Source organism: Spirosoma aerophilum (assembly GCF_054782495.1).
The window spans coordinates 129,139-154,797 of sequence record NZ_BAAGSJ010000017.1; the positions used below are offsets into that span (position 1 = coordinate 129,139).

Genomic DNA, 25,659 nt, shown 5'->3' on the forward strand with positions numbered 1-25,659 from the left:
AAGCGTACTATAGTAGCAGTCATTGGATCGCTACTATAGTACGCTTTCTGCTTTGGTGGCAGTTGAGTGGGTTAATTAAGGATCTTACTTTTGTAAATGCACTCAATAACCTCAGCAACAGCACTGTCGACCAAGAAATAATAAATGTTCTTTCCACTCCGCCGAATATCAAGTATTCCCTTGTCACGCATATTGATCAGGTGATGGGAAATAAGTGACTGTTCAGCATTCAGGTTTTTGTAAATCGCTGACACGTTTAGCTCTTTGTTGTCATTTAGCATTTGAATGATTCGAATGCGTAAAGGATGAGCTACGGCTTTGAGTACATATGCAGCCTTGTCAATGCGCTTTTCGTCGTCAACTAGTTTGTCAGTTGCCATAAGTAACGTCGTTTATCAAAAGGTATAGTGAATGAAAGATAAGGCATATTAGTAACTAACATGCTGAATTTGAGAAGTAATTTATTTAATGGTTGTTTTTTAAATCCTATTGTATGATGATAATACATTTATGTATCCAATCGGTAACTTTTTGGTAAGTACTAAGTTTGTTGTTTAAGTGTTTATACTCAGGCAGATAAGTCTGCCGATCTATGATTTTCCACGCCAGCCGATCAAGAAAACGCCCGCTAACACAAGAAGCGTCCCGATTGTTTGCGCGACGCTGATCGTTTCGTGCAAAATGGTCGTTGATAAGATAATTGTGAAGATGGGGCCGACGCTGGCGATGATCGATGCATTCCCCGAACCGATACGTTTTATGCCTTCGGCAATCATAAATGTGGGAATAACCGTAACAAAGATGCCCATACTAAGGCCCAGCACATAAATAGGGGCAGGGTAACTCCCCAGATGCAGTCCATTTTGCAGGACGCAGTGCAAAACAGTAGGAACCGTTGCAGCCATCATGGCGTAGCAGGTAAATCGCTGCGACCCGGTTCGGGCAATGATTCGATCGCTGCCAACCAGATAAATGGCGTAAACGAGTCCGCTTAAAATGACCCAGAAGGCACCCTTTACAACATCTTTCTGAACCGAACTTTCGACATTTCCCCAAAATGCCAGCAATATTCCGGCGTATGTCAGGAAGAGTGCCAAAAGTTGTAGCCGGGTTACCCGTCTGCCAAAACCAACGGCATTCATGAGCAGGACAAACGTTGGATAAACAAATAGCAGAATACGTTCCAGACTGGCTGTGATATACACCAGCCCCAGAAAGTTGAAATAGCTGGCAAAATAATAACCCGTTATGCCAAGCATGCCCAATGTGACCCATTGCCGCACTGTTAGCTGGACGTGGGGGGATTTGCGGGCCAGATGAATGGAGATGATAGCATAAAATGGCAGGGCAAAAAGCATCCTCAACGTAAGGAGTGAGATGGCATCAATGGGGTATTGATACGCGAGTTTAATTAAAATGCCTTTGCTGGCAAAGCAAAAGGCGGCTAGAAAGACCAGAAAAGCCCCAAGCCAATAACGGGAGCGCGAAGAGTTTAAAACCATGGGCAATTCGGCAAAGAAACAAAAAAGGCCAGAAATTTGTATCAGCATGGTTTGAGCCTGCTGCCAAATTTCTGACCCGAATCAGTGTATGTGCCTACCGCTTACTTCTGTCTGAAAAATACCGTAATCGGTACGCCCGTGAAGTCGAAGTGCTCGCGGAGTCTGTTTTCCAAAAAGCGCTGATAAGATTCCTGTACATATTGGGGTAAGTTACAGAAAAAGATGAAAGTAGGTGAGGGCGTTGGTACCTGCACCATGTACTTGATCTTCACGAACTTTCCCTTCATGGATGGGGGCGGAAACTTCTCAATTTCGGCCTGCATTGCCTCATTCAATTTCGAGGTGGCTATCTTCTTCGTCTTGTTTTCATACACCTCCATCGCTTTTTCCATTACCTGGTAAATGCGTTGCTTTTCGTGAACCGACGCGAAAATGATGGGTACATAGTCAATGGGCATCATGCGCTGAATCATCTCCTTGCGCAGCACATCGGCTGTGCGGTGATCTTTTTCGACGGCATCCCATTTGTTGACCATGATGACCACGCCCTTCTTGGCCTTCACGGCCTGACCAATAATGTTCAGGTCCTGAGCTTCCAAACCACGGGTAGCATCGAGTAGAATGATACATACATCGGAATCCTCCATTGCCTTGATAGACCGCAGGATCGAGTAAAATTCGATGTTAGAGTCTACTCTGGCTTTACGCCGGATACCAGCCGTATCCGTCAGGATAAAGTCTTTGCCATAGGCTTTGTAACGGGTATTGATGGCATCGCGTGTGGTACCCGCAATATCGGTTACAATACTGCGTTCCTGACCGGTAAGCACATTCAGGAACGACGACTTGCCCACGTTGGGGCGGCCTAAAATAGCAATCCGGGGAATGCCCGCATCGGGGTCTTCAACGCCCGGGGTCTGAAAATGCTTGACGACCTCGTCCAGCAAATCGCCCGTACCGGTACCGGTTTGCGACGAAATAGGGTAGGGATCACCGAGGCCCAGGCCGTAAAACTCGGCAGCACTATGAGCGCGTTCGGCGGTTTCAGCCTTGTTGGCCACCACATAGACCGGCTTTTTTGACCGGCGTAATACGTCGGCAAAATCTTCGTCCAGGCCGGTAATACCCGTCTGTGTATCCACTACGAAGAGCAATACACTCGACTCCTGAATGGCCATTTCGACCTGCTCGCGGATGGATTCTTCGAAGATATCTTCGGAGCCGACCACATAGCCGCCTGTGTCAATGACGGTAAAATATTTGTCGTTCCACTCGGCCGTGCCGTAATGCCGGTCGCGTGTAACACCACTCTGGTTATCCATGATGGCCTGCCGCTGTTCCGTCAACCGGTTAAACAGCGTGGACTTGCCCACATTTGGGCGGCCAACGATTGCAACTATGTTTGCCATTTTTTTTGAAGGAGTGAGGAGTTGGGAGCGAGGAGTGAGGAGGGCTGGCGCAAGCTGTGCCGATGGGCAATTCCTTACTTTTCGCTCCTAACGTTTGCTTTTTTAAGGAGCTAGGAGTTGGGAGTGGGAAGGGAGGAGGACTGACAGGCGCTGTGCTGCCGGATGGCTCCTCACTTCTCGCTCCTAACTCCTACATACTATTCATCATATCCCAGCCGCTTGAGCATGCGCTCTTTCTGCCGCCAGTCGGGTTCTACTTTAACGAACTGTTCCAGGTACACCTTTTTGCCGAAAAAGCGTTCGAGTTCTTCGCGGGCCATGATGCCCGTTTTCTTGATCATCTTGCCGCCTTCACCGAGCAGGATGGCCCGCTGGGTAGCCCGTTCTACCAGAATTTCAGCCTGAATAACGATGATGTCGTCCTTCTCTTTGAAACCGGTAACCACCACTTCGCTGCTGTAAGGAACCTCTTTCTTATAATTCAGAAAGATCTTCTCCCGAATAATTTCCGACGCGAAGAACCGTTCGGGTTTATCGGTCAGTTCATCTTTCGGAAAATAAGGCGGGTGCTGCGGTAGTCGGCTGATGATGCCTTCAAAAACCCGGTCGACATTAAAGTCATTAAGCGCCGAAATAGGGATTATTTCCGTAGCCTTAAACCGTTCTTCCCAGTACGTGATTTTTTCGTTTACCTGGTCCTGCGATGCCTGGTCAATTTTATTGATCAGCAGTAGCACCGGTACTTCCGATTTTTGCAGCCGCTCAATGACGTCGTTTTCGTCGTGTTGCTCGAAAATATCGGTCACGAACAGCACCACATCGGCATCTTCAATAGAACCACGTACGAAGCTCATCATGGACTCATGAAGCTTGTAGAGCGGCTTGATAATACCGGGGGTGTCGGAGTAAACGAGTTGGAATTCTTTGCCATCGTGGGTTCCGTTGAGGATACCCATAATGCGGTGGCGGGTGGTCTGCGCTTTAGCGGTGATAATGGATAACCGCTCGCCGACGAGTTGATTCATCAGGGTGGATTTGCCGACGTTTGGCTTACCAACGATACTGACGAACCCAGCCTTATGATCGGCCGGGAAATTTTCTATAGTTTCCGTATTCATTCGTAGGTGATCCCGCTGGCTGATTACCAGCGGCTTTAGACAACAACTCTCTCTCGCCGGAAAACGTTTCTAAAGCGGAGAAAACTTTTTTTTACAAAGATAGTTGTATTTCTAGAAAGTCGTCGTACTTTTGCAGTCCAAACATCGCGGGATGGAGCAGTTGGTAGCTCGTTGGGCTCAAGTTTACCGGTAAGACGGTAATGGCAATGTCAACATTAGTTTAATCAGAAAGCACGTTTCTGGTTAGCGAATTGAAAGATTCAAATGATTGACTTGATGGGCGGTACCGGGGGAAACGCCGGTATGTTAACTTGCCAAATTCGGGGAAGCCGGTAGTGCGGTAATCCCGAGCCAAGCCTGAAGGAAACTTCGGGAAGGTGTAGAGACTGAATGGTAAGCACCCTAACGCATGATGGCGAGGGCGAAGAGACAGTCCAGACTACAAATTCTGCCAACGCAGGAGCAACGAAAGTTGTAGTAGTAAGCATAACCCAAAGGTCGCTGGTTCGAGTCCAGCTCCCGCTACTACTCAAAAGCCACTGAATTTCAGTGGCTTTTTTGCGTTTTACCCTTTTTTATTAGTTTTCGTCTATGATAACGAAGCAAAAAGGGGATATTGCTGAGCAAGCTGTTATTTTACAGGCTCTGCGTTTAGGTTGGGGTGTCTGTAAACCCGTTGGCGACAGGCTGCCTTATGATTTGGTGTTTGATATAGATGGGCGTTTATTGAAAATCCAGGTAAAAAGTGCCTGGTTCGATGACAGCCGAGGAAACTATGTTGTTGATAATCGACGCACTAAAACTAATCGACGGTTGATGGTACGGGAAAACTATTGCCTGACCGACTTCGACTTCGCGATTATCTATCTTGACACGCCACACATCTTTTACGTAATGCCTATTGCTGATTTTATCGGGTATGCATCTGAAATTCATCTGGTAGAAACCGATAAAAGGCAGCGAAAACCAAAATCTGCTTTCTTTCGGGAAGCCTGGCAACTTTTGCGGACAGCCTCATCGGGGAGAACAGTTACTGCTTAGAATAAACCCACTCTTGCTGGCCACCAGTCAGGTCATACATCATCCTTAGCGCTGCCTAATGCGGCAAAATCCCTTTCTTGTTGTCTGGAGTGGTTGATCCAACCGGGGCTTCCTGGGCTGTGGTAACGTATATTCTTAACAGGTTATAACATATTCACTGGTCACGCAGTTTACTTCATCTGACTTTTACTGTACACTGTCACGTGACCACCATCGCCAGAAAATTTACTCAACGAATTCGGGGGAGCTGTATCATGCTGCTTATAGCGTCGGCCGCCATGGCCCAAACGCCCGACCCCTGGCCCACCCAGCCCAGCATTTATTTCCCGCAGGCACCACCTGCTGGGAAATGGCGACGATCGATCGGCGTGATATTCACGACGACGCCCCCCGAAATCACGGAAGAGATTCAGATCAGTGTACCTGCCGTTGATTTTAACATTCAGCACGCTATCGGAAGGCGGTTCTATTGGCAGGGGCGTATTCAAACCCAGTTTCTGCAAAGTAACCTCGGACTTGGCCTGCGCTGGGCCACCCCCGTTACTAACCGACTGTCGGTAGGGGCCGGGTATGATGTGAACGGCTGGTTTGGGGCGCTGAAAATAAAGGATGTATTTAATAGCCAGGCCTACGGCATACAGACCTTTCCGAACGTTTCGGTTGGTTATCGACTCACGCGCGACCTGCTGCTGACGGTTAAATCTGAAGCCATCATCGATCTGTACTACAAGTCGCAGGTGGGACCGCTGGCCGTTGAATATAACCGTAGACAAGTGAACGGGGTTGCCTTTACGTTTATGCTTGAGCAGCCATTCTACAACAAACGGCACGTGTCGGTGGGTATCCGGGGGGCCTATTCCAATTTCAACTGGCAGCTCTGGTCGCTCTACGACACGTTCGACAGAAACCTGTTTTATCCTCAACTTATTTTCGGCTTTATACTGTGAAACTGACCAATCTTTTACTGCTGGGGGTAGTTCTCATAGGCTTTAACAGCTGCCGGAAGGACTACGAAGCGCCCGTTCCTTATGATTTTTCGGGAACTCCGGGCGCAGGGAAATTTGTGCCCGCTGTGCGAAAGGCCATAGAAGGGGTATATGCCGTGAGCGATGGCGCTGAGCAGTTCGGCGATCAGGTGGCCTTAAAGTGGACGTATACGCTGGAGGGTTCTGATACAACGCACTATTTATCCATTTTTTCGGGCGTCGATGCAGGCTTTTTTAATCTGGAAGGCGATCAGAAATCAGACAGCCTGGCTGTGAAAGGGTATTGGCGTAAGCTGGTCAACACCAATACGGGCCTGGTTCGCCTGACTGTGAAAGCCAAACGTAATGGAAAACTACAGCCGTTTACGGGTAGTTTGGGAGATGCCGATACCCTCGTTCTGACCGGTTTTTACGGCGACAAGACGGCCGAGCCAAACCGGCCATTGACGCTAACGTATCGGCGCACACTAAATCAAAAGCCTTTTTCCATCATGGCGCACCGCAGTGGCGGTCGTACATCGGATCTGCTGCCAGCTTCGGAAAATTCCATCGAAATCATCAAACTGGCGTCGCGTCTGGGGGCTACCGGTATCGAGATCGACGTGCGCTACACGAAAGACGGCGTTCCAATCTTATACCACGACAACACATTGAACCTGCGGCTTATTCAGAAAAACGGGATGACCGGCCCGGTGGAGTCGTATACCTACCAGCAGCTCAGAACACTGGTGCGGCTGATCAATGGCGAAAAGATTCCAACGCTCGAAGAGGCTCTGGAAACCGTACTGACGAACACATCGCTGAATTTTGTGTGGCTCGATACCAAATACATTGGCCCCATGGACAAGGTTCAGCAGATTCAGCAGAAATTTCGGCAGAAGGCGCTTCTGGCCCGGCGAGACCTTCGTATCGTTATTGGCTTGCCCAGTACGCAGGCGGTCGATTCGTATCAGGCTTTAGCCGATAAAGCCAATACCCCCATTCTATGCGAGCTGGATACAACCACTACGCGAAATTTGGGCGCACGTATCTGGGCACCCCGCTGGACACTCGGGCCACAAACGGAAGAAGTGCTGGCCATGAAAGCCGCCGGGCTGACCGTATACGTCTGGACGCTCGATGAGCCGGAGTTTATCCGCGAGTTTATCCAGCAGAATAATTTCGACGGTATTCTGTCTAACTACTCGCCCGTCGTTGCGTACTATCACTATGTTGAACAGCAATAGTCATATGCCACTCAATTTACGAACGATAACCTGGCTGGTAAGCCTGTGTCTGCTGAGTGTTGCGGCCAGTGGCCAGCTCATTCCCAATGCTGACTCAACGGATGCCCATACGAAACGCGGTCCGTACACGATCGTCGTTACAGCCGGTGGCGGCTTGTCTTATTATGCCGCTCACCTGGGCATCCCCCCCGGTCTGGAAGATGCCCGGCTTCTTCGGTTCGGTACACCGGCGTCCTTCCGGGTCATGTGGTACCCCGACCATCGGTTGCGGATTGGGCTGGAGTCGGGCTGGACGACTATGTACCGCTACCAGGGTCAGGTAACGGGCGAGTCGGCCCGTATGTATGTATCAGCCATTCCGGTGCTGCTGGTCTTTTCCATGCCGCTGGCCTGGCTGCGGGGTACCGACCGGAGTCTGCTGCGACGAATGTCGGTAAGCGCCGGGTCGGGGGTGTATATAAATTACTCGCATCTGGATTATGGCAGTACCACAACCGCCTTTACCAACAGCCCCGGCTGGATGGTGGCCACTTCGTATACGTACCCCATTGGCCGTCGTTTTCGGGTGGCGGGCGAATTAAAGTGGTTCGATGCGGTGGCGGTTAAAAATGCTGCCTTCACGGCCGAACTTCAACTTGTCTGGCGTGCGTTCTCCTGGTAAAATCGAACGTTAACGGCAGTAAGTTGTCGAGTTGTACGTTAGTAAGTAGTAAACTGACTGCCCGATGATCCAACGTTATATCTCTGAGATAGGGTGTTGGATCATCGGGCAGTCAATAGACTCTGAAAGCGGTATGTGTAAATTATTACGTTATGAATCAAGAAGAGCCTAAACGCGAAATCCTGTTTTTGAGCGATACCCAGGCACCAATGTGGGTTGAGCGGCTGGTTTTGCGGACGCATCAGAATACAAAAGCGACGACCACTATTTTTAACGAAATCATCCGGTTAAAACCCGCCGTCTTGTACTGGCTGGGCGATATTGTTTCACTGGGCTACCGAACCAATAAATGGCGGATTATTGACCAGTTCCTGGCTAACTGTACGGCTGTGGGAATGGCTGTGTATGCCATCATGGGCAATCATGACGTGATGGGGCGCCCCAAAAAAGGCGCTAAAAACTTCCAGAAGCGGTTTCCTGAACACATTCCAACCGGTTATGTGAAAATGACGGATGGCATTGCAGTCGTAATGCTTAATTCCAATTTTAGTATTCTTTCCGTTGCCGATCTGGTGAAGCAACAGACGTGGTATGAGCAAACGCTGAAGGAACTGGACGAAGACCCAGAGGTGAAGGTCGTAATTGTTACCTGCCACCACGCGCCTTATTCAAACAGCAAACTGGTGGGTTCGTCCAAACTGGTCCAGCAACGATTTGTTCCGGCCTACACGCGGTCTGAGAAGGGTCGCCTGTTCATTACGGGACATTCGCACGCTTTTGAACGGTACGAGTTCGACGGGAAAACATTTCTGGTTATTGGCGGTGGTGGCGGGTTAAAACAACCCCTCAACGTATCGCCAAGCCGGTTGCCCGATCTGGCCACAGACTATAAACCGCTGTTCCATTACCTATCGGTGACGCGCGAAGGCGATGGTCTTTCCCTGACGTCGTATTGCCTGAAGAACGATTTCTCGGGGTTTTCGGTAGGCTACCATTTCAGCATATAACCCGTACAATACGACATAGTCTTACAGCCGAAAGCCTACCGCCAGATAGCCCGTCCGACCATCGGCCGGTAGAATACCTGGCCCCGGGTAACCGCCTGCCCGCCGGGTGAAATACCGCTCATCGGTCAGGTTGTTGACACCGGTACGAACCGTATAGCGGTTTTTCAGGGTGAGCGATGCCGACAAATCGACAACCTGATAGGCCGGAATTACGCCTGTTTGTGCGTTAGCGCTGGCTGTCTCGGTATTGTTGGCATCGCTGTAGGCCATGCCCACTCGGTTGAGCAGGGCTGTTATGGTCAGGGTCCGGTACGTGTAGTTGGCACCAAACCGCCCCGTAAAGGCGGGCGCGTTCTCGACTTTACGATCGCTCAGGTTTGTTTCTGTCACCTGCCCGTTAGAAACGGTGCTGGTACGCAGGGAACGGTAGCGGGCATCGGTATACCCAACGGAGGCAAACAAACTCAGATACCCTACCTTCGAGCGGCCCGCGAAAGCCACCACCGGATCGAACTCTACATACGCTTCGACGCCCTGGCTCACACTGCGACCCAGATTGGTACGGAACTGATAGGGTCGATTAGCCGCATTCAGCAAGGTAAGCGTACCGATGCTGTCGTTGTAGTTCAGGTAGAAATAGCCGATATCGAAGTTCAGGTATTTCTGAACCGAGCCGCGCAAACCGGCATCCACCGAATACCCTCGGGCATCGCGGAGGTTTTCGTCAACCACAAAATCCGTAACGGCGGCTGGCGTCAGATCGGAGAACAGCACCGGCCGGTAGGCCTGGGAGATATTGCCATACAGGCTGAGGTTGCCCGGTAGCTTATACGCTGTACCGATACCGGCCAGTACAAACTGCCGGGTGCTTTGCTGGGAGACTCGGTTTTCGGTACCGTCGGTATTGAGGCTAAACCGCCCGGCAATATCGTTCCGGAGCGATTCGACCCGCAAACCGGGCGTAACGGTCCATCGGCTGGTGATGCGGAAAAGATTCTCGGCAAACAGGGCCACGTTGGTCACCGACAGGTGCAGCTCGCGGGGAAACCGGTCGGTTTGAAGGTTCAGGTTGAAGTCGGTTCCGGTGTCGCCCCGGCCCTGCTGCTGCCGTTTTGTATGTCCGTCAAAATACTTGATGCCGGTCGAGAGCGTGTGCTGGCGACCGAATAGCCGGTATCCGGTCAGGAGTCGAAGTTCAGTGCCCCAGTTTTTATAGGTATCGCGGTCGATCTGGCGGTTAACATACTGCCCGGTGGCACTGATCAGGTCGGGCGTTATTATGGCGGAGGTGAAGCCAATGCTGTTGCGCTGCGCCAGCAGGCCATGCACGGTGGCGGTCAATCGAGTCTGGTCGCTGAAAGCATATTCAGCCTTCAGGGTTGGTACGGTCCAGGGGGTGCTAAACCAGTTGCGACTGCGGCTGCTCTGGCGGGCGTTCTGCTGAAACTGGCTGTCGGTAAGGCCACCCGGCTGCTGGCTCTCGTTATACATCCGGGTCAGCTCGGCGGTCAGGCGCAGCCGGTTGGTAACGGCATACGATAAGGACGCATAGCCGTTAAAGATACCGTAGCGGCTGTTTTCGCGCCAGCCATCGGCTTGCCGGTAATGAACATAGGCGTTGTACTGAAACCGCCCGGTGGTGCCGCTGATGCGGTTATAGGTCGAGAACAGACCGTAGCTACCAGCCGTTTGCTGGGTTTCCAGACTAAAAGGCTTATCCTGAGCCGCTGGTTTAAGTACATAATTCAGCAGACCGCCAAACTGCGGACCATACGGCAACGACGCGCCCCCGCGTACCAGCTCGATCCGGTCGACGGCTTCAATGGGTGGGTTGTAATATGCTTCGGGATAGCCAAACGGGTCGGAGCTAATGTCTACGCCGTTTTGCCGAACGTTGAATTCCCAGGAGCGGTTTGGGCTAAGACCGCGCACGGCTACACCTACCTGCACACCCGACCCATCATTTTCCCACACGGTAACCCCCGGTGTCTTGCTGAAGATCTGGCGGGTGTTGTTCGTAACCAGGTTGGCATCCAGGGCGCTCAAGTTGATCACTTCGGTTTTTTTACCGGCAAAAATGGCGGTAGCGGTCACGTCCGGCAGGGTTTCGCGCTCGCGAAGGCCTCTGGCGGCTACAATCTTTATTTCGGCCAGTTGCTGAAGGCTTTCGCTGATGGTGAGCTGAGCCATAGTGGTTTCACGCCGACGTACACTGAGGGTTTGTTCGCGGGGGTCAACGCCTACCCCCGAAATCAGAATGGTATAAGTCCCCTCGGGCAAATTCTGAAACGAAAAATGTCCCTGCGCATTCGTAATCGACCCCCGAATGGTGCCTTTAAGCCGAACCGTCAGGCCTTCTGCGGGCAGACCTTCCCGGTCCAGTACAGTACCGCTCAGCGTACCCCCCGGTTGCGAATCAGCCCGAGGGATAGGTGGAATTGAGGGTAAACCAGCAAAGGACGCCGTACAAAAGATAAGGACGCTACTGAGTATATATACGATGAAGTGCATTGCTTGTTTAGATTGATTCGAAACAATGCAAAGGTAATAGTACTTACTTATAGATCAGTATTATTTAGAATAAATAAAAACAACTGAGTATATTTCTCTTAAACCGACAGATAGCTGCTGGTTAGGGCATCCCTTTCCCTAAAAAAAGTCTCCGTACCTAAGCTAATTCGGCTTAAGTACGGAGACGGTCGGCTATTGTTAAAATTCCCTTGACTGATGAATGAAGATAATCTACTGCTCTTCAACTGCGCCGGCCCCCAGCTCTGAAAACAGTGTTTGCCAGTACTGGGTTACGGCGGGGTTATTTTCCCGGACCGATGCGTTGGGTTCGAAGGGAAGTATCATCGTAATGTCGGGGCTGCCGATGGTATAGCGTTTCAACTGTTCGGCGTCGGCTTTGGCCCAATCGTCGGCCTGGGCGTTGTCTTTAGGGGGCTTCACCTGAAAATCACGCCGGGAGGCACCTTTTACGCTCTCGATCATGTCGCTGAGGTAGTACACTTTTACAACTGCTCCCGACTCGTTGGCTTTGGCGATCACCTGCAAACTGGCCCAAATATCAGTCTCCTGATTCGACTGGCTCGAATTCTGGGCTATTAGTTGTTGCAGCACCCGCTGCCGGATCTGCGCTTTCTCGCGGGTGAGCAGCAGATTGAACTCCGTCTCGGCGGCTTCCCGGTCGGTTTGGCTGGCCGCCGATACATCCTCCATCTCCGACCGAACGGTAACGTTCATAGCACGGGCTTTTGAGGTGTTTTCATGAATGAAATAGACATCCAGTTTATCGCCCTTGTGCCGGATATTCTGTTCGATAATGTCGTTGATCGCCTGCTGGTATTTCTGGTTAACAAAGGCTTTGTTGACGTTGACGCTACGCGTTTTGTCAATAAAGATTAGGGTATAAACGGGCTCGTCGGTGGGAGTTGGCTTGTCGGGAGACGACGAACAGGCCGAAAAAAGCAGCATACTCAGCGATACAAAAAGGAGGCTCAGTACCGTCGGGAGCCGGTTTTTTGTCTTGTCGGAAGTCTGGGGGAATCTATGTTGATTAACAGAGAATGGCATAGTTTTTAATGGGTTAACGCCTGACCGGACACGCTATCGACAGGGGTATGGCGGCTCCGGTAGTCAGTTTGTGTTGTCTTCTTTAAAACGGCTCTGGTGGTCAGAAGGTTGTCTTTTGTGGGATAGGTCTCCTCCCAACCCACAATTTTATAGGGGAACTGATTCTCGAAAATAATGTGAACGGCCCGGTCATCGGTTGGGTATTCGATGGTGTAGGACTTTAGAAATTTACCCGGAAAGAGCACCCCCTCGTAGGGTTCTACCTTTGCTTTGGCCGCCAGCGGTTCCAGTCTCTTATGCCGCAGCCGGGCGGTCATGGTAGCGGGAATGAGTTGCAGATCGCCGGTGGGAAGTTTGTCCGGGTCGAGCCGAATGCGGTTCCAGAGCTCATCTTCCAGCATGGCTTTTGGTATCGTATACGCTTCGTCGGTCTCCTGTTCAGCATATGACTTGCCCATGACCTGATACGTATTGGTTCGGAAGTTGACCTGAAGATAACTGCGCCCGAAGCCATCCCGCCCCGACATGCTGACTTTCAGTGTGTTCAGGAAAAGGGGACTGTTGATGGGCGTAAACGTCGATGTCGACAGCGAATGCCCGGAGAGACCTGTTCCAAATGTTTTGACGAAGTTCGTTTCCAGCACGGGAATCGTTTTGTCGCGATTGGCCTCGGTTGTTGATTGAACCTGCGTATCGGTCCGGAAATCGACGGCGGCAAACGTCAATGTCGCTTCGCCTGGCTGAAGGGCACCGTCCAGCGCCTGTTCGAGCTGGTAGGTGTTCTGCTCTGCTTTGCCCGGCTGCCAGTAGGCCGCAAATCCGGCAGGCAGCACGGCGGGTAGCGTGGGTGGCGGGGTGGTGGCGGGTTTCTGGAAAATGGTTACCTGCATGGCAAACGCAAACCCAACGGCCAGAATCAGGATAATCAGCAGGAAGTTTTTTGTAACGAACTGTTTCATAGTGAGGCAGTCGGGGGCGAACTGCGTTGCAAAAGTCTGTCCGTTTCGCTTATCTTACAACTCTTTACTGAAACGATTTTCCGGACTATGATACAACCTCTCGCTCGCCTGACCTGTATTCTTCATTTTACGTTCCTCATTTTACACTCCCTATCGGCGCAGGTCGAGAAAGCCCCCGCGCGGCACGAAGGCGATGGCCCCTTCGGCAAACTCATCATCCGGGGTGTCACGCTGGTCAACAGCACAGGTGCCCCGCCCGTTGGCCCTATGGACATTGTGGTTGAGAAAAACCGCATCACCCAGATCCGTCAGGTAGGCTATCCCGGCGTGCCAATCGACCCAAAAGGCCGTCCGCAAGCCGCTCCCGGCGATAAGGAGCTGAACTGCGAAGGCATGTACCTGATGCCCGGCTTTGTGGATATGCACGGCCACATTGGCGGACAGGCGCAGGGGGCCAGCGCCGAATATGTGTTTAAACTCTGGCTCGGTCATGGCATCACCACCATCCGCGACCCGTCGTGCGGCAACGGCCTCGACTGGGTGCTGGAACATCGGGCCAAAAGCGACCGGAATGAAATTACGGCACCCCGCATTAAAGCCTATACTGTGTTTGGTCAGGGCGCCAAAGAACCCATCAGCACCGTAGAGCAGGCCCGCGCCTGGGTGCAGCAGAATGCTAAAAAAGGAGCCGACGGTATTAAGTTTTTCGGTGCCGAACCCAATATTTTCCGGGCCGCGCTGGAAGAAAATAAGAAACTTGGCCTTCGGTCAGCTTGTCACCACGCCCAGCTGGAAGTGGCCCGAATGAACGGTCTGGCTACGGCTAAAGCAGGCTTAACATCGCTCGAACACTGGTACGGACTGCCCGAAGCCCTGTTCGACGATAAGACCGTTCAGAATTACCCCGCCGACTATAATTACAGCAACGAGCAAAACCGCTTTGAAGAAGCCGGCAACCTGTGGCAACAGGCTGCTAAACTCGGTACCGAACGCTGGAACAAAGTGATGGACGAACTCATTGCACTGGATTTCACCCTCGACCCGACCTTCAATATCTACGAAGCCAATCGGGAACTGATGCTGGCTCGTCGCGCCGAGTGGCATGATGATTATACCCTGCCGAGTTTGTGGCGTTTTTACGGCCCGAGCCGAATTTCGCACGGGTCGTACTGGCATTCGTGGGGAACGGAGCAGGAAGTAGCCTGGAAAAAGAATTATCAGCTCTGGATGGCGTTCATCAATGAGTACAAAAACCGGGGTGGGCGCGTGACCGCCGGTTCCGATTCGGGCTTCATCTATCAATTGTACGGGTTTGCCTACATCCGCGAGCTTGAACTCCTGCGCGAAGCCGGTTTCCATCCGCTCGAAGTGATCCGGGCCGCCACGCTGAAAGGTGCTGAAGCCCTCGGTATGGCTAATCAGATTGGCTCTGTTGAAGTCGGTAAGCTCGCCGATTTCGTGATTGTCGACCAGAATCCGCTGGCCAATCTTAAAGTGCTTTACGGCACCGGCGCTATTCACCTGAACGACAAAAACGAAGTAGAGCGCGTGGGGGGCGTTACCTACACCGTGAAAGATGGCGTGGTCTACGACGCTAAAAAACTGCTGGCCGACGTTCGGAAACTGGTTGCCGATGCCAAGCAGAAAGAAAACTTTGAGATCACCCAGCCCGGTGTACCGGCTAAAGCGGGAAAAGTGTCGGGTGGCGCGAAGAATTAAAAACCGCGTAATAATCAGAAAACAGGCCAAAAGTGGCTTGTTCTCAATCTTATCCAGTAAAAATGGAAGTGATGAGGACAAGCCACTTTTGGCCTGTATACGTGTAAAAGTCTATTCCATCAGGGATGTTGAATACCCTTTTACGATAATCGGTTGTGTTTGAGCGGGAGGTATGTTTTTGATGTTGCCGGTCTTTTTGAAAATCGATAGAATGTACCGTTTTTTGGTGGTCAAGTCGTCGATGACCAACTCCTCTCCACCTTTACCAACCAGATAGATGTTCGCTTTGCTAATGCTTTGCGTCAACAAATTCTGCTGGGATTCCCGATCCAGAATGAATTCATATTGCAGTCGCTGACCGTCGAATACCTTTGCTCTAACGCTGCCGTGGGGTTCGAGTTTGATTTCAACTTTGCCCCCCAACGTTTTCAGCACATCTGTCCGATCCCCGCTGGATGCTTCCTGATAGGGAATCAATAAGAGCGCCATTAGAAGCAGACCCACTAGTGAAAACAACGATTTTTTTGCCCTGATGTCAAGCCTTTTCATAGTTGTTAAGTTTAAGGTTATTGAATCTTCAGAAGCAAGCTAACTCAAATTTAAATGATAAACTATATTTGTAGTTTATTTTTTTCGGGGGTTTCTTTTCGTCACCCACAACCTGTACCGTAACCAATAAAAAGGGGTGCCACGGTTTTGACTGTGGCACCCCTTTTTACTGAACCGGGAGTCAGGAGTGAAAAGCCATCCAGCGATACAGCATGCGCGTCAGACCTCCTCACTTCTCGCTCCTAACTCCTAATACTACCCTTACTCCCTACTGCTTATTACTATCGACCACTAAACGCTGGTCGCGGTTGGCGATTTCCCAGGCGGTGTAGAAAACCAGCCGGGCAGACTTTTCGGCCAGTTTGAAGTCGATTTTCTCGATGTCGTCCGTTGGCTTGTGATAGTCCGGGTGCAGCCCGTTGAAGTAGAAAATAATGGGGATCTGGTGCTTGGCGAAGTTGTAGTGATCCGAGCGGTAATAGATGCGCTGGGAATCCTGCGGGTCATTGTACTTATAGTCCAGCTCCATGTTAATGTGCTTCTTGTTGGTCTCCTCGCTGATCTTGTGCAGCTCCGAAGAAAGCTTATCTGAGCCGATCACATAGATATAGTTGTCGGATTTGCCCAGATGCAGGTCATCGACCCGGCCCACCATGTCGATATTCAGGTCGGCCACAGTTTTCTCCAGCGGGATAACCGGGTTCATGTCGGCGTAGTACTGCGAGCCGAGCAACCCTTTTTCTTCGCCCGACACAGTCAGGAAGAGAATAGACCGGCGGGGGCCTTTGCCAGCGGCTTTCGCTTTGGCAAACGCCTGCGCAATTTCCAGTACGGATACCGTGCCTGAGCCGTCGTCGTTAGCGCCGTTGTTGATTTGGCCATCGGCGCTGATGCCAATGTGGTCGTAGTGCGACGATACAACAAGCACTTCATCTTTTTTGTCGGTTCCTTCAATAAAGCCTAGTACGTTCGACGATTCCGTTTTTTCATCGACCCGATCAGCTTTCACGGCTACTTTTCCTGCTAAAGTCGAGGGAGCAGGCTTGGTCGATTGAGCTACCTGAGTTATCGTTTGCGTCAACGTAGCGGGGGATGTACTCAGCAGACTGGCGGCCATGTCGGCGGTGACCAGGAAAACACCCATCGATCCTACGTTCTCGGCACCGGCTTTCAGGCTGAGCCGGTTAAAACGGGCCTGCATGGCACTGCGCTGGGTGAGCAACTGCTTGAACGCTTCGGCTGATTCGGCCGAAACGATAAACAATTGAGCCACGCCTTTCTCCTTCGCCAACAGGCTTTTGGCCCGCCAGCCGTTCGGACCACCCCATTTGGACGCTTCGGCGGTGCCACTAACCAGTTTTTTGCCATCGGCGGTCTTGGGCTCGTCATCCAGAATGACGAGCGCTTTGCCTTTCAGGTCGCGCCCGGCATAGTCATCGTAATTGGCGTCGCTGATGCCGTAGCCGGCAAAGACCGTTTCATACGCTGTTTCGGTGGGCAGGTACAATAGGCCATTCGGCATAAAGTCTTTGGACGGTTCGAAGCGTTTGCCGCCCGCACTGACGTAGAAATCACCCCAGTTTTTTTTGTAAAGCGTGTAGGGTTGCTGATAAACCAGTTTGCCATCGTCGGCCTTGACGATGGGCTTTAGCCCCTCAGCGGCAAATTGAGTGGCAATGTATTCGGCGGCTTTGCGTTGTCCGCGGGTTCCGGTTTCACGGCCTTCCATGTCATCGGCAGCCAAAACGCGGAGGTGTTTTTCGAGGTCGGTGGCGGTGATGGTATTGGCAAATTTTTCCTGTGCACTACTCACAAAAGGCAGGGAAATCAGCCCTGCCGACAGCATTAGTTGTTGAAATGTCATGTAACAGATTTGTTTGAGAATCTAATCGACAATATACGAAGGGGTCAACGATAAATAAAAGTGGGGTTTCCGGGCGTGATCTTACGCCTGGGCTTCTCCTTGCTGTTTAGTAAACGATCAGAATGAGCTTTTTTGTAAATTTCATTCGTCTGACGAGCATAACTAAAGTCCATTCCGTAACCGTACAACGGCTCCCTTTGATCGCTGGGGAATATCAGACCTGTTCTTCCATGGATTCGCTTTGTTTCCGATGCTGAACGAGTAACGGAACGATCAGAAAACTTACGCTGCTCATGACGAGGTTGAGGCCGAAGCCAATGGCATGCATGAACGTCGTAATAGCCACCCCCTGCGCCGTACTTAACCCGTACAATACCAGCGCCCGGCTAACAAAAAAATGATATGTCCCAATGCCGCCCTGTGTAGGTACAGCCAGTCCCCCCAGCGAGGCCACTGCCAATACCGTTAATGCAGCCGTTGGGGGAAGGTGACGTGTACTGTCCGTAGAAAGCAACAGTAAGTAGGTGGAGAGCCAGGCAAAACCCTGAATCAGCAGGGTGAGTATAATAAATAAGCCCGGATTGGGAAGCTGCCGAATCGACATGAGCCCCTCACCAAAGCCGTGTATTATGCCCTTCATTTTTACCATAACCGGGTTGGTCCGCAGTCTGTTACTTTTCAAAATCTGCCAGAGAAGCACCAGCCCAACAACCGCCAGTATCGCGCCTGCCACCAGCAGCTGGTTTCCTGGCAACGCCAGTGTCAGGTTCCCCAGGTAGGTTTTTGTCCGGCTAAATTCCAGGGCAACTGTGAGCAGTAGAACAACAACCAGCATCAGTAAATCGATGATCCGCTCGGCTACGACTGAGCCAATACCCTGCGAAACGGGTACACCATCGGTCCGCTGAAGTGAGCCACAACGGGTTAGTTCACCTGCTCCCGGCACGATCATACTCGCCAGCGACCCGGCCAGCAGCGCCACCGTGGCCCGAAACAGGGAAGGATTATAACCAATGGCCTGTAGGGTCAATTGCCAGCGGGCAGCCCGAAGCACATAAAAAAGGCCGGTAAGAAGTCCCACCAGCGATAGCCAGCCGTAATTAGCCAAGCGAAATTGATGGCCTATCTCCTTCAAAGGAACATCTTTGACAACGTACCAGAGCAGAAAAGCCGCCAGCAAGACGGGTACTATCCGTTGTAGGAAAGCCTTATTCATGCGGGCAAATTAGGTATTTTTGGAAAGAAAACGCTGGAGGTTGGCAAACTGGCACGGTATTAGTAAGTTTGATTAGATGTAACCGTACTGCTAACCCTAACTCAGAATTCGTTCATAACAAGCCTCATGTCGAAGAAACAAAAAGGCCGCCCTACCGTTGCTGGAGCTAACCCGGCTGTCAAGACCGTGGGCTCGATCCCAACGAAAACACCCGTAACGGACCCTCCCAAACCTGTTGATATACCCCTGATTGAACCCTCGTTCCAGTTAATTCGCTTCGATAAACGGGTGAAATGGTTTCTGCGAGTCTGTGCTATTCTGTTTGTCCTGCTAACTGTATCCAAAATACACCCGGTGTCGCTGGCTATCTGGAATCAGCTGCTGCCCGATGGTGGTTCAGCCCGGCGGGGCCTTATTTCGGGCGAGCCACGCCAAATCCGGATGGACGACTACGCCGTGAGTACCCCCTGGCTGTTGTCGCAGGTGAACAACGGATTGCCGGATCAGAACGAAACCATCGGGGGCGAAAAAGCGCCCGTACTGGTGGCACCTGCCAAACATTTCAGTCAGCTTTTTAAGCCGCAGAACTGGGGGTTTTTCTTTCTGGACTCCGAACGGGCCTACGCCTGGACATACAGCTTCTTTATTGTTTTTGCCTTGATTGGAGCATCATTTATGTTTTTGCTGCTTACCCGCAACAACTTCTGGCTGTCGATCCTGGGGGGTGTCTGGCTGTTGCTCTCATCCGGTACGCAGTCGTGGGTATACGGACCCGCCGTTATGATTGGCGCCGTGGGCTTTATGTTCGTCGCCATCGTTTATCTGATATACAGCAGCAATTGGAAAACGATTCTGGTGAGTGCCATTGCGCTGGCCTGGCTGATGATGGTGTACGCCCTCATTCTGTATCCGCCTTATCAGGTGCCGCTAAGCTACGTGTTGCTGTTCCTGCTCATTGGCTATGTGCTCAATAACTGGGATACCCAACGACTATTTGCCGCCTGGCCAGTTAAAGCGGGTGCCGGGGCGCTGACGCTGGCACTGGCCGCACTGGCATTCATGACCTTTTATACCGACATTAAGCCAACACTCGATGCCGTTATGAATACCGTTTACCCCGGCAAACGCAGTGAACTGGGCGGTACGGGCTTCATTGGCAACTGGTTCTCGGAGTATTTCTCCTGGCAGATGAATGACCGGCAGTTTCCGGCCAAATGGCTCAATCACTGCGAATTATCGCACTTTATTACGTTTACCCCCATTATTATTCCGGCCATGATCGTCTCCTTCTGGCAAACACGCCGGATCGACTGGGTGCTGGTTTTGCTGAGTGTGTTCGTCATCATCGGCTACATCTGGATTGAAATCGGTTTCCCGGAATGGCTGGCCAAGGCAAGCTTATGGAGCATGAGCCCAACGCGCCGGACGCAGATTCCGTTTGGCATCGCCAATGTGCTGCTGGCCATTGTTTATTTATACTTCCTGAGCACCTCCAGCGTTAAATCGAAACCGCTATATGCCGGACTGGGTTTTGCAGGCGTTGTGGGATTCATGATTTACGCGGCCCTGCTAAACATCGGCGACTCCGAAGGGTTTTTCAAGTGGTCGAACGTGTTCATTCCCATGCTGTTCTTTGTCGGAATGGGAATTCTGCTGCTACCCACCTGGCAACCCAATTACCGCATCGGCATTTTCTGTGCGGGGATGACGCTGTTTCTGATGCCTAACCTGCGGGTGAATCCCGTGGCCAAGGGGTTGTCGCCCATTACCGAACATGCCCTGTACCGAACCGTGCAGGATATTCACCAGCGCGACCCGAATGCCCGCTGGGTGGTCAATGGCAGCCAGTACATTTCGTACCTCGTAACCGCTACGGGGGTTAAATTGTTGAGTGGTGTAAAATACGTTCCGGAACGCAAAATCCTGAAAGTACTCGATCCGCAAATGAAGCGCGATTCGGCCTACAACCGTTACGCGCACACGGTGTATAACTCGTTCATCGATCCGAAAAAACCTGATTCGGTGATCATATTCAATAATTTCGAAGATGGCTATCTGGTGGCGATGGACCCCTGTTCGCCCCGCTTCAAGACGCTGAATGTGAAATACGTGATTTTCGATAAGCAGCCGCAGCCCGTCGAAATCCGGTGCATGAAAGAAATATCTGTATTGGGAGGAATTCATATCTATCAGATGAATGATTAGGCCATCGAGTCAATCGCCCAGAATCCTCATTATCGTGCCCTGCTTCAATGAGGAGGCCGCTATTCGAGGGGTTGTCGCCGATATCAATCGGGTCAAAGCCATGTACGGTCTTTCGCTGGATATTCTGGCGATAAACGACTGCTCGACAGATAACACGCTGGGCGTTCTGCAAACGCTGGATTGTCTGTACCTGGATTTGCCGGTCAACCTGGGTATTGGCGGGGCCATGCAAACGGGTTACAAGTATGCCTGGCGGAATGGGTATGACATAGCGGTTCAGATGGATGGCGATGGACAACACCCCGCCGGAGAGCTCATGACGATTTTACAGCCGATTATCGACAATCGGGCCGATGTGGTGATTGGCTCCCGGTTTCTGACTAAAGAGGGATTCCAGTCGTCAGCCATGCGCCGGTTAGGCATCAGCTATTTTCGGTGGCTGAATCAGGCGCTGGTTGGGCAAACGATTCACGACAGTACATCCGGCTTCCGGGCGTTCAACCGCCGGACACTGGCGGTTGTGAATCGCTACTATCCGGATGAGTACCCTGAGCCGGAAGCAATTGTTCAGTTCGGGCTGTCGAACCTGACCATGCTGGAGGTTCCGGTGCAGATGCGTGAGCGACAGGGTGGTGTTTCGTCGATCAACAACGGGCAGGCCATCTATTACATGCTTAAAGTTACGCTGGGCAGTTTGTTTGTGTTTGCCCGCCTTCATCGGAAGAAAATTCCAAACATAGCTTAACCCATGGAATCACTATCGGTTACTATTCAGCTGATTAGCCTTCTGGGCGCAACTCTCTTCATGGTCATGATCTTCCGGCTGATCGTTCGGGGGCGGCTGCGCGAAGAGTACTCCATTGTCTGGATCATCTGTACGGTTATCCTGATCTTTTTTTCGATCTGGCGCAAGGGACTGGAAAAAATATCGCTTTTACTCGGCGTTTATTATCCGCCTTCGCTGATCTTCCTGGCCGCAATTTTTGCCATTATCGTCTTCCTCGTGCACTTGTCGGTTGTGAACTCCAGGTTGCAGAACCAGATCAAAGACCTGTCGCAGGAAATGGCCTATCTGAAAAAGGAAGTGAAAAACCTGCGGGAAAATGCGCAGAAGACCCCGGTTGACGAGGCCGAACCTGTCACCGCATCGTAGTCGTGCCGATTAACCTACCCCCCGAACTTAGCATCATCCTTGTTTCGTACAACAGCCTGACAGATTTACAGCGTTGTTTGCCAACGATATACAGCCAGTCGGCAGTACTATCGTTTGACGTAATTATTGTCGATAACCACGGGAAAGATGGGGTAGCGGAGTGGCTTGCTCAGGCGCATCCGTCGATACTGTTCATCAAAAATCCGGCTAATTCGGGTTACGCGGGGGGGAATAACCTGGGGCTGACCCAGGCCAAAGGCCAGTGGGTTCTGTTTTTAAACCCGGATACGAAGCTGGCGCCCGATTTTCTGGCTCGGTTGATGACCACCGCGCGTCAGCATCCCCAGGCCCTGATTACGCCGAAGCTGCTCAATCCCGACGGGACGATTAATGCCTGCGGCAACGAAATGCATTATACCGGCCTCACCACCTGCCGGGGATTGAATCAGCCGTCGTCGGCCTTTACGCAGTTACAATCTGTGCCGTTGTTATCGGGGGCGGCTTTGCTGGCTCCCCGGGCGGTGCTGCAAACGATTGGCTCGTTCGACGAAACGTATTTTATGTATTTTGAGGACACCCAGCTGTCCATGCGGGCAAAGCTGGCGGGTTTCGAGCTTCTGTGCGAACCGGCGGCCGTGCTTACCCACTATTATAAACTGGGCATGTCGCCCACGAAGTTCTACTATCTGGAACGCAACCGGCTACTAACAATCTGGGAAGTTTTATCCCGAAAAACGGGGATTCAGTTGCTGCCTGCCCTGCTACTGACGGAGCTGTTCATGTGGGCGTTTGCCCTGCGCGGCTGGCGTTACCTGCGGGTGCGTTTCCAGACGTACGCGTACCTGTGGCGTCATCGCGCCCGCATTCGGCAGCGGCACCAGACCATTCAAACTACCCGAGCCATAACCGATGCGCAGTTGATGACCGGAAGCCTCGTTTCGCTTCCCTTCGACCAGTTGATTGGCGGCCCGCTGGGGCGCATTTGTGATGCCATTATACGGCCTGTCTATTCACTCCTGCGCCCGAGGTCGTTGTCACAGAAAGGTGTTGATTTGTCATCAATTGAATAATGGGTTGATTAGCTTAAAATCTAGCTTATACGCAGTTATCACCCACGTTATGTTATGCAGCGATTAGATCTTTTTGATCTAGCCTGGATTCTGATCTTCAGTTAAACGAATGCTGACCTGCATATAGCCATTATTCCCGTTAATCAGGAAAACAATCAACTGGTGGTTATTGAATGAAGCATTAACGCGTTTGATTAGGCTGATGACGTCTGTATGTCTGGGCCAAGCTCCGGCTTGGCCTTTGAACTTTAGGAGGTGATGGCCAAGCCGGAGCTTGGCCCAGACATCTTTGCCACCCTTGGTTTCTGTCTTGTGCATGATTTACGGGTTGCCAAGACCAGAGAATGTGAACTTCCGGTATCAAACCAGCGTCTGACTCGGGCAAACAACGTTATTTCTCCACTTTATAGCGATTTAACGCTTCGCCGAACACCATCTGGAACATGTTGGTCCAGGTCGACGCTTTCAACAAAAACTGGCTGGGATTCTCGCGTATCTTATCGTACAACAGACTGGCTTCGTAGACATTGGTGGCTCCGTAGGCCATTGTATTGAAAAACAGGAACGGGTGCGCGTACCGCTGGAGGTCGTACCAGACTACATTGATCTTCCGGGTGCGGGCTTCGTCGATCAATCGGTTGACCGTGTCGGGAGCAAGGCCTCTTTTGTCGGCAAAAAAACGGGTGGCGGCAATAACACCGTCATATTGATTATTCAGCCGGGTGTTGGCTTCTTTAAGGGCCGTTTCGATGAAGGGCATGATGTCAAACTGCTTCATCTCGGCCTGATTAAGCCCCGCATCGAACGATTGAAGAAAGTTTTCGGCAATCATGTAGCTGTAGGAGGCCGAATAGATCATGTCGTGGTGAAACGGGATACTGACTTCGCTCGCAAACAAGTCGGCGGCTTTCTGGTCGGTGCCGTAGTTGAACTGCGATGAGCCGGTGCTGTGCGAGGAAATGCCGTTGAGCCGAAGCCGTCGTTTGGCATACACATACTTGCCGAGCGAATTGGCCAGTGCCACCGCCGAGTAGGAGTCGGGAATCTGCGACCGAAAAAATGGTTTCGACACGCGTTTAACCTGATTGATCACGGCCATATCGATGAACGATGTATACACGCAGGGGATGGGCGAATGCTCCTGTTTGCAGTGCATCAGTTTTTGAAGTTCCGTGTGTCCATCCCGAATCTCGTAGCCGTTCTGAAAACTGACTTTCATCATACCCGCCTGCTGCTTCCTGAAGTAGGAAGGCCAGAGGTACATGTCCGTATTCGGATTCATGTTGATGGAGGAGAGACCGGTTTCGGTCAGAATCCGGTTCGATTCGGCTACCGCATTGGGTAACAGGCCATCATCGTCGCCCAGATACGTGACGAACCCGTCCTGCACATGATCGAGCGCAAATTCCCAGTTGTGCGACATACTCATCCGCTTGCCCGTGTTGATGTATTTTACACGCGGATCGGCAAACGATTCGACCACATCGCGGGTGTTATCACGACCGCAATTGTCCGAAACGATGATCGTTAGGTTGTCATAATCCTGGGTAGTGCAGGTGCGGAGCGAATGCTGTAAGGTATCCGCCCGCTCCCGCGTTGGAATGACAATCGTAAATTTCTTTGGATTCATAGGAAGCTGGCTGACTCATTCGCTTGACTTAACTAACTCGCTTGAGATAGCCTTCCGGCGCTACTGAAATCAGCAGTTTATTGTCGATGGCGTGGTCGACTTCAAAATCAGACGTGGTTTTCAAAAACTCCCAAACCGCCGTTTTAGGGTTGTTGCCTTTATCCCAGGGCCGGTCGTACATCTGTGCGGGCATATCTTCCACAATCGTATCGAACACCACACAATAGGAACCAACCGTTACAAAGGGCGAATACAGTTCCAGTTCACGCAGCACATGCTCGTGGGTATGGTTGGAGTCCAGTGATACCATGATGGTCTTTTTACCCGCAACGAGTTTGGCAACGTCGGCCACCAGCGCTTCGTCAACGGCCGATCCTTCGAGCATGGTAATGCGTTTGAACATAGGGTGGGCTTCGATTTCGGCCCGGTTGTGCGCCCGAATGTCAATGTCGATACCAATCACTTCGCCTTTGCCAATTAATTCGAATAGCGATGCGTAGTAAATTAACGAGCCGCCGTGGGCAATACCGGTTTCGATCAGCACATCGGGCTGGATGCGCCAGATCAGTTCCTGCATGGCAATCATGTCCTGCGGATACTGAATGATGGGGCGGCCCATCCAGCTGAAATTGTACGAATATTTCTCGCGGTTCGAGGCCACATTAAACGCCTGCGCTGCGGCTACCAGATCGGTTTTTTCGGGATACGATGCCGCACGATCGGCGCACTCCTGCTGAAATTCGGTGATTGGGTTAGGGGCATTCATGG

At 51.6% G+C, this 25,659-nt stretch carries 23 protein-coding genes; 10 read left to right on the plus strand and 13 right to left on the minus strand.

The genetic code is table 11. The annotated features are described in order from the left end of the window. Positions 1-71 precede the first annotated feature (71 nt). The 4 genes from ACYVK4_RS22820 to era form a co-directional block, all read right to left on the minus strand. A complete protein-coding gene (locus ACYVK4_RS22820) occupies positions 72-380 on the minus strand; it encodes an ArsR/SmtB family transcription factor (protein ID WP_461129876.1) in 309 nt (102 codons plus the stop codon). 210 nt (positions 381-590) lie between these two features. After that, positions 591-1,502: a DMT family transporter gene (locus tag ACYVK4_RS22825; protein WP_461129877.1), complete on the minus strand. Its 912-nt coding sequence runs from the start codon at positions 1,500-1,502 to the stop codon at positions 591-593. A 101-nt stretch (positions 1,503-1,603) separates the two neighbouring features. After that, the gene (der, locus tag ACYVK4_RS22830; RefSeq protein ID WP_461129878.1) at positions 1,604-2,911 is read right to left on the minus strand and encodes a ribosome biogenesis GTPase Der; all 1,308 of its coding nucleotides are present in this window, start codon (positions 2,909-2,911) and stop codon (positions 1,604-1,606) included. Positions 2,912-3,108: 197 nt separating this feature from the next. Further along, positions 3,109-4,029, minus strand: coding sequence for a GTPase Era (gene era, locus ACYVK4_RS22835; protein WP_461129879.1), 921 nt, complete (start codon positions 4,027-4,029; stop codon positions 3,109-3,111). 591 nt (positions 4,030-4,620) lie between these two features. Here era and ACYVK4_RS22840 point away from each other — a divergent pair. The 5 genes from ACYVK4_RS22840 (at position 4,621) to ACYVK4_RS22860 (ending at position 8,950) form a co-directional block, all read left to right on the plus strand. Further along, complete coding sequence (locus tag ACYVK4_RS22840) at positions 4,621-5,070, plus strand: group I intron-associated PD-(D/E)XK endonuclease (protein WP_461129880.1); 450 nt, start codon at positions 4,621-4,623, stop codon at positions 5,068-5,070. A 254-nt stretch (positions 5,071-5,324) separates the two neighbouring features. Further along, positions 5,325-6,017: a hypothetical protein gene (locus tag ACYVK4_RS22845; RefSeq protein ID WP_461129881.1), complete on the plus strand. Its 693-nt coding sequence runs from the start codon at positions 5,325-5,327 to the stop codon at positions 6,015-6,017. Then, on the plus strand, positions 6,014-7,282 hold the full coding sequence (locus tag ACYVK4_RS22850) for a glycerophosphodiester phosphodiesterase (RefSeq protein ID WP_461129882.1): 1,269 nt from the start codon (positions 6,014-6,016) through the stop codon (positions 7,280-7,282). Before ACYVK4_RS22845 ends, ACYVK4_RS22850 begins: the two co-directional genes overlap by 4 nt. Before the next feature lie 4 nt (positions 7,283-7,286). Further along, positions 7,287-7,943 (plus strand): hypothetical protein, encoded by a 657-nt coding sequence (locus ACYVK4_RS22855; RefSeq protein ID WP_461129883.1) that lies wholly within the window; start codon positions 7,287-7,289, stop codon positions 7,941-7,943. 152 nt (positions 7,944-8,095) lie between these two features. Continuing rightward, entirely contained in the window at positions 8,096-8,950 is an 855-nt protein-coding gene (locus tag ACYVK4_RS22860; RefSeq protein ID WP_461129884.1) for a metallophosphoesterase family protein, read from the plus strand. A gap of 21 nt (positions 8,951-8,971) precedes the next feature. Here ACYVK4_RS22860 and ACYVK4_RS22865 read toward each other — a convergent pair whose 3' ends face one another. From ACYVK4_RS22865 to ACYVK4_RS22875, 3 genes are all read right to left on the minus strand, one after another. Beyond that, positions 8,972-11,461 carry a TonB-dependent receptor domain-containing protein gene (locus ACYVK4_RS22865; protein WP_461129885.1) on the minus strand — a complete coding sequence of 830 codons (2,490 nt, stop codon included), beginning with the start codon at positions 11,459-11,461 and terminating at the stop codon, positions 8,972-8,974. Positions 11,462-11,692: 231 nt separating this feature from the next. Beyond that, positions 11,693-12,427: a hypothetical protein gene (locus ACYVK4_RS22870; RefSeq protein WP_461130358.1), complete on the minus strand. Its 735-nt coding sequence runs from the start codon at positions 12,425-12,427 to the stop codon at positions 11,693-11,695. 104 nt (positions 12,428-12,531) lie between these two features. Further along, entirely contained in the window at positions 12,532-13,485 is a 954-nt protein-coding gene (locus ACYVK4_RS22875; RefSeq protein WP_461129886.1) for a hypothetical protein, read from the minus strand. A gap of 87 nt (positions 13,486-13,572) precedes the next feature. Here ACYVK4_RS22875 and ACYVK4_RS22880 point away from each other — a divergent pair, with 87 nt between their 5' ends. Continuing rightward, positions 13,573-15,204 (plus strand): amidohydrolase family protein, encoded by a 1,632-nt coding sequence (locus ACYVK4_RS22880; RefSeq protein WP_461129887.1) that lies wholly within the window; start codon positions 13,573-13,575, stop codon positions 15,202-15,204. 111 nt (positions 15,205-15,315) lie between these two features. Here ACYVK4_RS22880 and ACYVK4_RS22885 read toward each other — a convergent pair whose 3' ends face one another. The 3 genes from ACYVK4_RS22885 to ACYVK4_RS22895 all read right to left on the minus strand — a co-directional run bounded on the left by ACYVK4_RS22885 (position 15,316) and on the right by ACYVK4_RS22895 (position 18,833). Beyond that, positions 15,316-15,753 carry a hypothetical protein gene (locus tag ACYVK4_RS22885; RefSeq protein ID WP_461129888.1) on the minus strand — a complete coding sequence of 146 codons (438 nt, stop codon included), beginning with the start codon at positions 15,751-15,753 and terminating at the stop codon, positions 15,316-15,318. Positions 15,754-16,021: 268 nt separating this feature from the next. Then, positions 16,022-17,617, minus strand: a complete 1,596-nt coding sequence (locus tag ACYVK4_RS22890; RefSeq protein WP_461129889.1) for a M28 family peptidase — start codon at positions 17,615-17,617, stop codon at positions 16,022-16,024. 214 nt (positions 17,618-17,831) lie between these two features. Beyond that, positions 17,832-18,833 carry a lysylphosphatidylglycerol synthase transmembrane domain-containing protein gene (locus ACYVK4_RS22895; protein ID WP_461129890.1) on the minus strand — a complete coding sequence of 334 codons (1,002 nt, stop codon included), beginning with the start codon at positions 18,831-18,833 and terminating at the stop codon, positions 17,832-17,834. A gap of 126 nt (positions 18,834-18,959) precedes the next feature. On the opposite strand from ACYVK4_RS22895, the gene ACYVK4_RS22900 reads away from it, so the two are divergent. From ACYVK4_RS22900 to ACYVK4_RS22915, 4 genes are read left to right on the plus strand one after another with little or no spacing between them, the layout of a single operon-like run. Further along, entirely contained in the window at positions 18,960-21,038 is a 2,079-nt protein-coding gene (locus tag ACYVK4_RS22900) for a DUF7657 domain-containing protein (protein WP_461129891.1), read from the plus strand. Then, the gene (locus ACYVK4_RS22905; RefSeq protein ID WP_461129892.1) at positions 21,031-21,783 is read left to right on the plus strand and encodes a glycosyltransferase family 2 protein; all 753 of its coding nucleotides are present in this window, start codon (positions 21,031-21,033) and stop codon (positions 21,781-21,783) included. Before ACYVK4_RS22900 ends, ACYVK4_RS22905 begins: the two co-directional genes overlap by 8 nt. Before the next feature lie 3 nt (positions 21,784-21,786). After that, positions 21,787-22,191 carry a DUF2304 domain-containing protein gene (locus tag ACYVK4_RS22910; protein ID WP_461129893.1) on the plus strand — a complete coding sequence of 135 codons (405 nt, stop codon included), beginning with the start codon at positions 21,787-21,789 and terminating at the stop codon, positions 22,189-22,191. Between the two features lie 2 nt (positions 22,192-22,193). Continuing rightward, positions 22,194-23,261: a glycosyltransferase family 2 protein gene (locus tag ACYVK4_RS22915; RefSeq protein ID WP_461129894.1), complete on the plus strand. Its 1,068-nt coding sequence runs from the start codon at positions 22,194-22,196 to the stop codon at positions 23,259-23,261. A 78-nt stretch (positions 23,262-23,339) separates the two neighbouring features. Here the strand turns inward: ACYVK4_RS22915 and ACYVK4_RS22920 are convergent, their stop codons facing one another. The 3 genes from ACYVK4_RS22920 to ACYVK4_RS22930 form a co-directional block, all read right to left on the minus strand. Further along, complete coding sequence (locus ACYVK4_RS22920; protein ID WP_461129895.1) at positions 23,340-23,579, minus strand: hypothetical protein; 240 nt, start codon at positions 23,577-23,579, stop codon at positions 23,340-23,342. A 73-nt stretch (positions 23,580-23,652) separates the two neighbouring features. Beyond that, positions 23,653-24,891 (minus strand): glycosyltransferase family 2 protein, encoded by a 1,239-nt coding sequence (locus tag ACYVK4_RS22925; RefSeq protein ID WP_461129896.1) that lies wholly within the window; start codon positions 24,889-24,891, stop codon positions 23,653-23,655. Positions 24,892-24,919: 28 nt separating this feature from the next. After that, the gene (locus ACYVK4_RS22930; protein ID WP_461129897.1) at positions 24,920-25,657 is read right to left on the minus strand and encodes a cephalosporin hydroxylase family protein; all 738 of its coding nucleotides are present in this window, start codon (positions 25,655-25,657) and stop codon (positions 24,920-24,922) included. Positions 25,658-25,659: the final 2 nt, after the last annotated feature.